The sequence below is a fragment of the Rhizobium moroccans genome (genome assembly GCF_057559155.1).
This window is the reverse complement of record NZ_JBHFJG010000041.1, coordinates 55625-67913: the sequence shown is the minus strand read 5'-3', so window position 1 is coordinate 67913 and position 12289 is coordinate 55625. Positions and strand designations below refer to the sequence as shown.

At 63.1% G+C, this 12289-nt stretch carries 8 protein-coding genes; 5 read left to right on the top strand and 3 right to left on the bottom strand.

Features of this window, described 5'->3' with window-relative positions; genetic code table 11:
* The first annotated feature begins 162 nt into the window (after window positions 1–162).
* The 4 genes from gltB to ACE04I_RS19580 are packed head-to-tail and all read left to right on the top strand — an operon-like array spanning window position 163 to window position 7120.
* A complete protein-coding gene (gltB, locus tag ACE04I_RS19595) occupies window positions 163–4854 on the top strand; it encodes a glutamate synthase large subunit (RefSeq protein ID WP_487207542.1) in 4692 nt (1563 codons plus the stop codon).
* An 11-nt stretch (window positions 4855–4865) separates the two neighbouring features.
* Window positions 4866–5015 carry a hypothetical protein gene (locus ACE04I_RS19590; protein ID WP_487207532.1) on the top strand — a complete coding sequence of 50 codons (150 nt, stop codon included), beginning with the start codon at window positions 4866–4868 and terminating at the stop codon, window positions 5013–5015.
* Between the two features lie 12 nt (window positions 5016–5027).
* Window positions 5028–6482, top strand: coding sequence for a glutamate synthase subunit beta (locus ACE04I_RS19585; RefSeq protein WP_046794658.1), 1455 nt, complete (start codon window positions 5028–5030; stop codon window positions 6480–6482).
* Between the two features lie 35 nt (window positions 6483–6517).
* Window positions 6518–7120 carry a nucleoside 2-deoxyribosyltransferase gene (locus ACE04I_RS19580; protein ID WP_487207531.1) on the top strand — a complete coding sequence of 201 codons (603 nt, stop codon included), beginning with the start codon at window positions 6518–6520 and terminating at the stop codon, window positions 7118–7120.
* Between the two features lie 108 nt (window positions 7121–7228).
* Here ACE04I_RS19580 and ACE04I_RS19575 read toward each other — a convergent pair whose 3' ends face one another.
* Window positions 7229–8470, bottom strand: coding sequence for an SGNH/GDSL hydrolase family protein (locus tag ACE04I_RS19575; RefSeq protein ID WP_046794656.1), 1242 nt, complete (start codon window positions 8468–8470; stop codon window positions 7229–7231).
* A gap of 73 nt (window positions 8471–8543) precedes the next feature.
* The gene (locus tag ACE04I_RS19570; RefSeq protein ID WP_137326872.1) at window positions 8544–9758 is read right to left on the bottom strand and encodes a lytic murein transglycosylase; all 1215 of its coding nucleotides are present in this window, start codon (window positions 9756–9758) and stop codon (window positions 8544–8546) included.
* Window positions 9759–9944: 186 nt separating this feature from the next.
* Between ACE04I_RS19570 and galU the strand changes: the two genes are divergently transcribed.
* Window positions 9945–10832, top strand: coding sequence for a UTP--glucose-1-phosphate uridylyltransferase GalU (gene galU / locus ACE04I_RS19565; RefSeq protein WP_245282089.1), 888 nt, complete (start codon window positions 9945–9947; stop codon window positions 10830–10832).
* A 90-nt stretch (window positions 10833–10922) separates the two neighbouring features.
* Here the strand turns inward: galU and ACE04I_RS19560 are convergent, their stop codons facing one another.
* Window positions 10923–12209 carry a sugar MFS transporter gene (locus ACE04I_RS19560; protein WP_046795084.1) on the bottom strand — a complete coding sequence of 429 codons (1287 nt, stop codon included), beginning with the start codon at window positions 12207–12209 and terminating at the stop codon, window positions 10923–10925.
* Between the last annotated feature and the right edge of the window lie 80 nt (window positions 12210–12289).

Genomic DNA, 12289 nt, shown 5'->3' with positions numbered 1-12289 from the left:
TGCGGTAAACGCTGGAGCGGCGCCATTCGTGCGAACGGAATGGCCGCGGCCTGTCATCCGGAAGAAACAGTTGAGAGCCACTTTGCCCGCTCGAAGAAGCGGCCAACAGGAGGGATGACGATGACGAAGATAATCTCCGAGATGTCCGGCCAGATGGTCCCGATGTCCGCCGAGACGAAAGCGCTCGTCCCCCCGGCCGGGTCCTTCAAGGCCTCCGGCGTGCCGGCGCGCCAAGGTCTTTACGATCCCCGCAACGAGCATGACGCCTGCGGCGTCGGCTTCATCGCCCATATGAAGGGCAAGAAGTCGCACCAGATCGTCAAGGACGGCCTCTTCATTCTCGAAAACCTGACGCATCGCGGCGCGGTGGGTGCCGACCCGCTGATGGGTGACGGCGCGGGTATTCTGGTGCAGATTCCCGATCGCTTCTTCCGCGAGGAGATGGCGAAGCAGGGCGTCACCCTGCCGAAGGCCGGCGAATATGCGGTCGGCCATTTCTTCCTGCCGCGCGATGCAGAGCAGATCGAGCATTTCAAGAAGGTGATCGTCGATGTGATCGCGGAGGAGGGGCAGCAGTTCCTCGGTTTCCGCGACGTGCCGGTCGACAATTCCTCGCTCTCCAAGGCGCCGGATATCGCCGCCACCGAGCCCTATCACCTGCAGGTCTTCATCGGCGCCGGCCGGGATGCCGCGACCAACCTGGAATTCGAGCGGCAGCTCTTTCTCATCCGCAAGGTGATCTCCAACCGCATCTACGATCAGTTCGGCGGTCAGGAGACCGGCTTCTATCCGGTGTCGCTGTCTTCCTCGACCATCGTCTACAAGGGCATGTTCCTGGCCTACCAGGTCGGCGCCTATTACAAGGACCTGGCCGATCCGCGCTTCGAGAGCGCCGTGGCGCTCGTGCACCAGCGCTTCTCGACCAACACCTTCCCGTCGTGGAAGCTCGCGCATCCCTACCGCATGGTCGCCCATAACGGCGAGATCAACACGCTGCGCGGCAACGTCAACTGGATGGCAGCGCGTCAGGCTTCCGTCTCCTCGCCGCTCTTCGGCGACGACATCTCCAAGCTCTGGCCGATCTCCTACGAGGGCCAGTCGGATACGGCCTGTTTCGACAACGCACTCGAATTCCTCGTGCGCGGCGGCTATTCGCTGGCGCATGCCATGATGATGCTGATCCCGGAGGCCTGGGCGGGCAACCAGTCCATGTCGAAGGAGCGCAAAGCCTTCTACGAATATCATGCGGCGCTGATGGAGCCGTGGGACGGCCCGGCCGCCGTCTGTTTCACCGACGGCAAGCAGATCGGCGCGACGCTCGACCGCAACGGCCTGCGTCCGGCCCGCTACATGGTGACCGACGACGATCGCATCATTCTTGCCTCCGAAGCGGGCACGCTGCCGGTGCCGGAGGAGAGCATCGTCAAGAAGTGGCGCCTGCAGCCCGGCAAGATGCTGCTGATCGATATGGAAAAGGGCAGCATCGTCTCAGACGAAGAGGTGAAGACCGAGCTTGCGACCAAGCATCCCTATCGGAACTGGCTCGACCGCACGCAGCTCATTCTGGAAGACCTGAAGCCGGTGGAACCGCGGGCGCTGCGCCGCGACGTATCGCTGCTCGACCGCCAGCAGGCCTTCGGCTACACGAGCGAGGACACCAAGATCCTGATGTCGCCGATGGCGACGACGGGTCAGGAAGCCATCGGCTCGATGGGCACCGATACGCCGATCTCGGCCATGTCCGACAAGTCGAAGCTGCTCTACACCTATTTCAAGCAGAACTTCGCGCAGGTGACGAACCCGCCGATCGATCCGATCCGCGAAGAACTGGTGATGAGCCTCGTCTCCTTCATCGGTCCGCGTCCGAACATCCTCGACCATGAGGGCATGGCGCGGGCGAAGCGGATGGAGGTGCGCCAGCCGATCCTGACCAATGGCGATCTCGAAAAGATCCGCTCCATCGGTCATGTCGAAGATCACTTCGATACCAAGACGCTCGATTTCACCTATGACATCGAGCGTGGCGCCGAAGGCATGCCGGAGATGCTCGACCGCCTCTGCGAGCGCGCGGAAGCGGCGGTCAAGGGCGGCTACAACATTATCGTGCTCTCCGATCGCCAGATCGGGCCGGACCGTATCGCGATCCCGGCGCTGCTGGCGACCGCGGCCGTGCATCACCACCTGATCCGCAAGGGGCTTCGCACCTCGGTCGGTCTTGTCGTCGAATCGGGCGAGCCGCGCGAAATCCATCACTTCTGCTGTCTTGCCGGCTTCGGCGCGGAAGCGATCAACCCGTATCTCGCCTTCGATACGCTGACCGACATGCACATGCGCGGCGAATTCCCGAAGGAAGTCGATGCGAGCGAGATCGTCTACCGCTACATCAAGGCGGTGGGTAAGGGCATCCTCAAGGTCATGTCCAAGATGGGCATTTCGACCTACCAGTCCTATTGCGGCGCGCAGATCTTCGATGCGATCGGCCTCTCCTCGGAACTGGTCGAGAAATATTTCTTCGGCACGGCGACTTCGATCGAAGGCATCGGCCTCAAGGAGATCGCCGAAGAGACGGTCGCCCGTCACCATGCCGCTTTCGGCAAGGACCCGGTTCTAGCCTCCACGCTCGATATCGGCGGCGAATACGCCTACCGCATGCGCGGCGAAAGCCACGCCTGGACGCCGGATGCGGTTGCCTCCCTGCAGCATGCCGTGCGCGGCAACAGCCAGGACCGCTACCGCGAATTCGCCGAGATGGTGAACGAGACGGCGCTTCGGATGAACACCATCCGCGGCCTGTTCAACATCAAGACGGCGGATCAGATCGGCCGCAAGCCGGTTTCCGTCGATCAGGTCGAGCCGGCAGTCGATATCGTCAAGCGCTTCTCGACGGGGGCCATGTCCTTCGGCTCGATTTCCCGCGAGGCGCATACGACGCTGGCGATCGCCATGAACCGGATCGGCGGCAAGTCGAACACCGGCGAGGGCGGCGAGGAAAGCGACCGCTACATGCCGCTGGCGGACGGTAGCCAGAACCCGGAACGCTCGGCGATCAAGCAGATCGCGTCCGGCCGCTTCGGCGTCACGACCGAATATCTGGTCAACGCGGACATGCTGCAGATCAAGGTGGCGCAGGGCGCAAAGCCCGGCGAGGGCGGCCAGCTGCCCGGCCACAAGGTGGATGCGACGGTTGCCAAGACCCGCCACTCGACGCCGGGTGTGGGCCTCATTTCGCCGCCGCCGCACCACGACATCTATTCGATCGAAGACCTGGCGCAGCTGATCTACGACCTGAAGAACGTCAACCCGACCTCGGACATTTCCGTGAAGCTCGTCTCGGAAGTGGGCGTCGGCACGGTTGCGGCGGGCGTCGCCAAGGCGCGCGCCGACCATATCACGGTCGCGGGCTTCGACGGCGGCACTGGGGCTTCGCCGCTCACTTCGCTGAAGCATGCCGGATCACCTTGGGAAATCGGCCTTGCCGAAACCCAGCAGACGCTGGTGCTGAACGGGCTTCGCTCGCGCATCGCGCTGCAGGTGGACGGGGGCTTGAAGACCGGCCGGGACGTCATCGTCGGGGCGCTGCTCGGCGCCGACGAATTCGGCTTCGCCACCGCGCCATTGATCGCCGCCGGCTGCATCATGATGCGCAAGTGCCACCTGAATACCTGTCCGGTCGGTGTGGCCACGCAGGACCCGGTTCTGCGCAAGCGCTTCAAGGGCACGCCCGAGCACGTCATTAACTACTTCTTCTTCGTGGCCGAAGAGGTGCGTGAAATCCTCGCATCGCTCGGCTTCACCAAACTCGACGACATCATCGGCATGTCCGAACTGCTGGAGAAGGACGAGGCGATCGCCCACTGGAAGTCCAAGGGGCTCGACTTCACGAAGATCTTCCACAAGGTGGAGGCTCCCAAGGAAGCGACCTACTGGACGGAGCGGCAGAAGCACCCGATCGACGACATCCTCGACCGCAAGCTGATCGAAAAGTCGATGCCGGCGCTCGAAAGCAAGGAGCCGGTGGTCTTCGAAGTGCCGATCAAGAACGTCGACCGCTCCGCCGGCGCGATGCTTTCCGGTGCGCTTGCCAAGCGCTGGGGCCACAAGGGCCTCAAGGACGATACGATCCATGTGACGCTGACCGGCACGGCCGGGCAGTCCTTCGGCGCCTTCCTCGCGCGCGGCATCACCTTCGATCTCGTCGGCGACGGCAACGACTATGTCGGCAAGGGGCTTTCGGGTGGTCGCATCATCGTGCGCCCGCCGGAGAACTCCAAGCTCGTGGCCGAAAACTCGATCATCGTCGGCAATACTGTGCTTTACGGCGCGATCACGGGCGAGTGCTATTTCCGTGGTGTGGCTGGCGAGCGCTTCGCCGTGCGTAACTCCGGGGCGATCGCCGTCGTCGAGGGCGTGGGCGACCACGGCTGCGAATACATGACGGGTGGCGTCGTCGTGGTGATCGGCGAGACGGGCCGCAACTTCGCGGCCGGCATGTCCGGCGGCGTCGCCTATGTGCTCGACGAGCAGGGCGATTTCGCCAAGCGCTGCAACATGGCGATGGTCGAGCTCGAGCCGGTTCCGGAAGAGGACGACATGCTGGAGAAGCTGCACCATCATGGCGGCGACATCATGCACAAGGGACGCGTGGACGTTTCCGAGGACATGACGCGCCACGACGAGGAGCGCCTCTACCAGCTCATCTCCAACCACATGCACTACACGGGCTCGACCCGCGCCAAGGAAATCCTTGATCGCTGGAGCGAGTACCGGCCGAAGTTCCGCAAGGTCATGCCGGTTGAATACCGGCGCGCGCTGGAGGAAATGGAGCGCATGCGGATGGGCATTGCCGCGGAATGAGTTGGCCCTTCATGCACCGGCTGATTTCGGTGCTGATCGCGATCGCCGTTCCGGCGGTTGCATTCGGAATGAACGGCGAAGTCGCAATCGAATTCATCGTACTGGGGGCGGTCATGGGTTTCGCCTACTGGTACTGGGGTCCTACGGGCACCCTGCTTTGAAGAGGTAGAAATATGGGCAAGGTAACGGGTTTCCTGGAAATCGACCGGAGCGTGGCGAAGTATCAGCCGGCCTCCGACCGTATCCGCCATTTCCGCGAATTCACGATCCCGATGTCCGATGCGGAAGTTACCAAGCAGGCGGCGCGCTGCATGGATTGCGGCATTCCCTATTGCCACGGGCCGACCGGCTGTCCGGTGCACAACCAGATCCCGGACTGGAACGATCTCGTCTACAACAACAAGTGGGAGGAGGCGATTCGCAACCTCCATTCCACCAACAACTTCCCGGAATTCACCGGCCGCGTCTGCCCCGCGCCCTGCGAGGAGGCCTGCACGCTGAACCTCGAGGATACGCCGGTCGCCATCAAGACCGTGGAGCAGGCGATCGCCGACAAGGCCTATGAACTGGGCTTCATCGCGCCGCAGCCGGCGACGGTTCATACCGGAAAGAAGGTCGCGGTCATCGGCTCGGGCCCGGCCGGCATGGCGGCCGCCCAGCAGCTCGGCCGCGCGGGCCATGAAGTGCATGTCTACGAGCGTGAATCCAAGCCCGGCGGGCTGCTGCGCTACGGCATTCCGGACTTCAAGATGGAGAAGAACTTCATCGACCGGCGCGTCGAGCAGATGAAGGGCGAGGGCGTTACCTTCCATACGGGCGTCAACGTGGGCGTCGACATGCCCGTCGAGAAGCTTATCGCCGAGCATGACGCAGTTCTCTATTGCGGCGGCTCGGAAACGCCGCGTCCGGCCGGCATTCCCGGCGCCGACCTGCACGGCGTCTACGACGCCATGCCCTATCTGGTGCAGCAGAACCGCCGGATCGGCCGCGAGAACATCGACAGCGTGGCATGGGCGGCGGAGCCGATCCTTGCCGGCGCCAAGCATGTGGTGGTCGTCGGCGGCGGCGATACGGCATCCGACTGCGTCGGCACCGCCTTCCGCCAGGGCGCCGTCAAGGTGACGCAGCTCGACATCCGCCCGCAGCCGCCGGAAAAGGAAGACAAGCTCGCCGTCTGGCCGTTCTGGGCCACCAAGATGCGCACCTCGTCCAGCCAGGCCGAGGGCGCGATCCGCGAGTTCCAGGTGGCCACTCTCGAGTTCATCGGCGAAGACGGACAGTTGACCGGCGTGCGCTGCTGCGAGGTGGACGAGCGCCGCAAGCCGATCGCCGGCACGGAATTCATCATCAAGGCCGATCTCGCCTTCATCGCCATCGGCTTTTCCGGCCCTCTGACGGACGGCATTCTTGCCGAGCTCGAAGGCAAGCTGACGCTCAATCTCGACCGCCGCGGCTCGACCAACGTCGTCGCCAACGACCGTGACTACAAGACCTCGGTCGACAAGTTCTGGACGGCCGGCGACGTGCGCCGCGGCCAGTCGCTGGTGGTCTGGGCGATCCGCGAGGGCCGTCAGGCGGCCCGCGCCATCGACGAGGCGCTGATGGGAAGCTCGGTCCTGCCGCGCTGAGCGGCAGAGCCGTTCGAGCGGGAGACCACGGTCCGATGAGCCTGAAACTCTACCTTGCCGGACCGGAGGTCTTCCTTCCGAATGCCCGGCAGATGCTCGATGCGAAGGCGGCCCTGGCGCGGACCTATGGTTTCCAGCCGATCTGCCCCGGCGACATCTCCATCGAGCCGGCGCCGACGCGCCATGGATTCGGCTTGAAGATCAGTGCCGTCGACGAGGGCATGATGAATGCGGCCGGCGGCATCATCGCAAACCTCACGCCGTTCCGGGGCATCGCCGCCGATATCGGCACGACCTTCGAGCTCGGCTATATGTGCGCGCAGGGCAAGGTGGTCGCGGCCTATACCAATGTCGCCGACAGCCACTTTGCGCGAACCGCCGGGTTTTACGACGGAAACGTTCGCGAGGGCGAGGACGGCCGGCGTCGTGGGCCGGACGGAATGTCTCTCGAAGATTTCGACATGATCGACAATCTCATGCTTCACGGCGGCATCGAACGGCGCGGCGGCCATATCGCCGTCCATGCGGCAGCACCCGATGCGCTCTATACCGATCTTACGGGCTTCGAGGAATGCCTCAGATGGTATGCGGAGAGGCAACGGGTGGACAAGGCGCGAGTGGTCGATCCTGTAGGTTGATGCGTATCCTGTCCCGCGACGGCAGATCATTTTGAAATTGCCCCTAACCCCGCTCGCGGGGAGAAGGTGGCGGCAGCCGGATGAGGGGCGGAGCGAGACTTCCGGCAACTACCGCGTCGTCGCGGCGGGTATCCGATAGTCGTCCACACGGCCGGAAGGGGCGGGGGGCAGTTCGCCTCGCTTGACCAGCAGGTCGCGCGGCGACTGCACGAGGCTGACGGGCGGCTGGCCGGCGCCGAGCAGGTCGGTGCCGCCGTCGAGCTCGGGATCGGCCAGGCTGATCGGCTGAGTGGGCACCGCATTGGCGGCCGGCGGAAGTGTAGCCAATGCCGGAAGGTTGCTCGCATCCAGCTTCACGAGGTCGGGATCGGTCATTTCGCCAAGATGGCGGCGCGCGAGCTTCTCGACATAGAAGGCGAGCTTGCGCTTGCCGGCGGTGGTGAAAGTGATGCCATCGCCGCCGCGCAGGCGAGCCTGCTGGCCGTTCATGTCGGAGCCGGTGAGGATGAACTTGCCTTCCTCGTCCACGAAGCCTTCCCAGATATCGACGAATTCGCCGCCGGCCTTTTCCACCTGGTCACGGTAGATGCCGTTCAGCGTCACCGCATCGGCCATCATGGAAGGAGACTGGAAGGAAGGCAGGCCAACCCAGAGCAGGGGCAGCTTGCGCGCGGTGGCGATCGCGGCAAGCCGGCTGACGCGCTGCTCGTATTCCTTGAACCAGGCGTCGGTGCGGAATTTTTCCGAAGTCGAGCCGATCTGCATCTGCTGGCGGTCGTTGGCGCCGATCATGACGACGACGATGGCCGGATCGACCTCTCCGATCAGCTTGGGCAGGGCCGGCGGCCAGTCGTAATGGTCTTCGCGCACGAGCCCGGAGGAGCCGTTGGTGCGGTTTTCCACCGCAACGCTGGGGGAGGTTTCGAAGGCGGTCTTCAGCTCGTCGGCGAGCCCGCCCGCGAGAAAGTCGCCCACCACCAGTATCTTGCGGGCATTTTCAAGCTTGGGGATCGGTGCGGGCTTGGGCGGCGCGGCAGGCCGCTGCGGCCGGGGCGTGGCGGCCCGTATCGTACTGCGGTCGCGCTGGCGGCGGGATGGCGTTTCTATGACGGAACGGTCGCGGCGATTGTATCTCGGCCGCCGCTCGTATCGTTCGTATCCCTCATACCGCTCATAGCGATCGTATCGCTCCTCGCGTGGGCGGATGCCGAACAGCATTTCCAGAAGGTTGCGGCGTTCCTGCGCGGCCACGGGCGGCGCATAGGGCGGAACGGCCACGACGAGGACGAGCAGGATCGCGACCAGCCGGCCCCAAACAGGTTTAATATCCGTCCGCCTCGATACCGTCATGGTTCAGCCGTTCGCTCTCGCCCCCCGGCAGATCGCTCTCATAGGAGCGATCTTGGGCGCGAGCAAGCATTTGTCAACGCAAGGCTTCGAGAAGCGATTGCGAGGGCTCACCATCCGACTGCATGCCCAGCCTCTGCTGGATCGCCGAGATGGCGGCCTTCGAGCCGGAGCCGAAATTGCCGTCGATCTCGCCGTCGTAATAGCCGAGTTCCTTGAGCTTGCTCTGCAGCTCGAATTTTTCCTTCACGTCCAAGGTGCCGTTCGGGCGGGGCCAGCGCTGATGCACGCCGCCATGCCCGGCGATCTCATCGGCCAGCAGGCCGACCGCGAGCGCATAGCTGTCGGCGGCATTGTAACGCTTGATGACGAAGAAATTCCTCAGCACCAGGAAGGCAGGAGCGTTGGGACCGCCGAGCATCTTCAGCTCGGCACGATCGGAGCCGCGGGGAAAGCCCTTGCCGTTGGGGCGAGCAAAACCGAGGGCCGCCCATTGGGCGAGCGTCTTCGTCTGCCCTTCGTATTTTGCAGCGCCGGAAGGCGCGACGGCTTCATAGCCCCAGGTCTTGCCGGATTGCCAGCCGTTCTTGGCGAGAAGATTGGCCGACGTCGCCAGCGCATCCGGAATGGAGTTCCAGATATCGCGGCGGCCGTTGCCATCGGCATCGATCGCATAGAGGAGATAGCTGGTCGGGATGAATTGCGTGTGCCCCATGGCGCCGGCCCAGGAGCCGGTGAGGTGCTTCGGGGTGATATCACCGGCCTGCAGGATCTTCAGCGCCGCGATCAACTGGTTGCGGGCGAACTTCGCGCGCTTGGGATCGCCCCATGCAAGGGTCGCGAGCGCCTGTGGCACGTAATGCAGCCGGTCCGGCTTTTCGAGCACCGCGCCATAATTCGATTCCATCGACCAGATGGCGAGCAGTATGTGCTTGTCGACGCCGAAATGGCGTTCCATCGCATTGAGCGTCGAGCCGTGCTTGGCCTTCATTTCTCGGCCGATGCGAACGGTATAGGGGTTCACCCGCGAATCCAGATAGTCCCAGATCTTCGCCTTGAACTCCGGCTGATAGTTCGCTTTGTCCAGAACCGCCGAATCAGGTTCCGTGATGCCTGCGAATGCCTTTTCATAGGTCGAGCGGCTGATGCCGCTTGCCGCGGCCGTCTGATAGAATTTTGCGATCCAGGACTTGAAGCTGTCGTTGGCCCGGGCATCTATCGGAGTTGTCGCGGCGGCAATGCCTACGATCAGAGAGAAAACAAGCCCGCGAAAGCGATTGGTGCGAAACATGGTCATCGGCAGTCGTGTCCGTTGCTCTTGTGTTAACATCGGCGAGTGCTCAAAGCGGCTCCACGACCGATTAGCATCATAGAGTCAACAAATTCTTTACCATAGAGAGAGGACGAGCGCACTCTTTGCGAAACGGCAGCAAACCGTTAGTAAAGGCTCACATCGAAAATGCCGCAGGAGGTATGCGTGGGACAGAAGAAGATCAGAAAAGCAGTTTTTCCGGTTGCCGGCCTTGGGACACGTTTCCTGCCCGCGACCAAGGCAGTGCCGAAGGAGATGCTCACCGTCGTCGACAAGCCGGTCATCCAGTATGTGGTGGATGAAGCGGCCCAGGCGGGCATCGAGCACTTCGTCTTCGTGACCGGCCGCGGCAAGGGGGTCATCGAGGACTATTTCGACATCCAGTACGAGCTGGAGCAGATGCTGCGCGAGCGCAACAAGAATGCCGAGCTGACCCTGCTTTCCGATCTCCTGCCGACGGCCGGTACCGCAAGCTTCACGCGCCAGCAGGTTCCGCTCGGGCTCGGCCATGCGGTCTGGTGCGCGCGCGACATCGTCGGCGACGAGCCGTTCGCAGTGCTTCTGCCGGACATGATCATGTCTTCGGAAAAAAGCTGCCTCAAGGGCATGGTGGAACTCTACGACCAGACCGGCGGGAACGTTCTGGCCGTGCAGGAGTGCGATCCGGACCAGGCCCACAAATACGGCATCGTCGGCAAGGGTTCCGCGGTCGGTAACGAGGGCTTCAAGATCACCCAGATGGTGGAAAAGCCCGCCAAGGGCACCGCGCCGTCGAATTTCTACATCAACGGCCGCTACATCCTGCAGCCGGAAATCTTCAAGATCCTGGAGACGCAGGAGCGGGGGGCCGGCAACGAAATCCAGCTTACCGACGGCATGCTGGCGCTCGCCAAGGCACAGGAATTCGCGGCTTACCACTTCAAGGGCGAGACATACGACTGTGGCGCCAAGGACGGTTTCATCCTGGCGAACCTCGCATTCGCCCTGCAGCGCCAGGATATCCGCCCGGCGATCGAAGGGCCGTTGAAGGCGATGGTATCCGGCCTCAAGTAAAGACCGCTCGATCTATCCAAACGAAAAGCCCTCGCGGGAGACCGCGAGGGCTTTTTATTGCTTGCAAGTCGCGGAGCGGGACCTGCGCGATCAGACCGGCTTGTGTCCCTTCACGCCGTAGAAGGCGATGTAGAGATAGCAGAGGATCGGCAGCACGAAGGCATGCTGAATGCCGACCGTATCGGCAAGGGCGCCCTGGACGACGGGCAGAAGCGCGCCGCCGACGATCGCAAGGCACAGGATGCCGGAGCCCTGGCTGGTGTGGCGGCCAAGACCCTTCAATGCCAGGCTGAAGATCGTCGGGAACATGATGGAATTGAAGAGACCGATGGCCAGCACGGTCCACATGGCCAGCTTGCCGCTCGTCAGGATCGTGACGAGAAGAAGCAGTATGACAATGGCGGCATTGAAGGCGAGCGCCTTGCCGTCGTTGATGTAGCGCATCGCTACCGAACCGATGAAACGGCCGACCATAGCGCCACCCCAGAAATAGGCGACGTAATGGGCTGCTTCGGCCTCCGGCATGCCGGCGATCGTCGGCTCACCGAGGAAATTCACCAGGAAGCTGCCGATGCTGACTTCCGCGCCGACATAGACGAAGATGCCGATCGCGCCGAGCACCAGATGGCGGTAGCTCCAGGCGGAGCCTTCCTTGACGCCTGCGGCTTCGGTCTCTTCCTCATCGACGTTCGGGAGTTTCAAGGCGGCGAAAATCGCGGCCAGGACGATGAAGGCGACGGCGAGAAGGAGATAGGGGAAGCGGACGGCATCCGCCTCGACCGCCCGGAGCGCATCCATCTGTTCGGGGCTTGCGCCCGGCAGGCTCGCGGTTGCGGCCGAGAGGATGAGGAAGGCGCCGAACATGGGGGCGAGCGTGGTGCCGAGCGAATTGAACGCCTGGGTGAGCGTCAGCCGGCTTGCCGCACTTTCCGGCGCGCCGAGTGCCGTGACGTAGGGATTGGCCGCGACCTGCAGCACGGTGATTCCGGCGGCAAGCACGAAGAGAGCGCCGAGGAAGAGCCCGTAGACGCGGTAGCTGGCCGCTGGAATGAAAAGCGCGCAGCCGACTGCCGCGACGAGGAGCCCGACCACGATGCCCCATTTGTAGCTGATGCGCTTCACGAGCGCGCCGGCGGGAAGCGACACGATGAAATAGGCGCCGAAGAAGCAGAGCTGAATCAGCATGGACTGCGTATAGTTCAGCGAGAAGACGCTCTTCAGATGCGGGATGAGAATGTCGTTCAGGCAGGTGATGAAGCCCCACATGAAGAACAGGGTGGTGAGGGCAATCAGTGCGAATTGATAATTGTTGGCGCTCGACCCGGCAGCGGAGCTGTTTCCGCCCGTCGTAACGCTGCTATTGGAATAACTAGCCACGTTCAAACCTTCCTACACACACAAAGGCGCAGTCGATGCTGCGGTGCGGCGGGATTTTCTCCGCCTGCGCCCTAATATGC

Bases quoted from the DNA above. Each gene is read 5' to 3' on its own strand.
- gltB (WP_487207542.1), top strand. From the start codon at position 163: ATGTCCGCCGAGACGAAAGCGCTCGTCCCCCCGGCCGGGTCCTTCAAG.
- ACE04I_RS19590 (WP_487207532.1), top strand. From the start codon at position 4,866: ATGCACCGGCTGATTTCGGTGCTGATCGCGATCGCCGTTCCGGCGGTT.
- ACE04I_RS19585 (WP_046794658.1), top strand. From the start codon at position 5,028: ATGGGCAAGGTAACGGGTTTCCTGGAAATCGACCGGAGCGTGGCGAAG.
- ACE04I_RS19580 (WP_487207531.1), top strand. From the start codon at position 6,518: ATGAGCCTGAAACTCTACCTTGCCGGACCGGAGGTCTTCCTTCCGAAT.
- ACE04I_RS19575 (WP_046794656.1), bottom strand. From the start codon at position 8,470: ATGACGGTATCGAGGCGGACGGATATTAAACCTGTTTGGGGCCGGCTG.
- ACE04I_RS19570 (WP_137326872.1), bottom strand. From the start codon at position 9,758: ATGTTTCGCACCAATCGCTTTCGCGGGCTTGTTTTCTCTCTGATCGTA.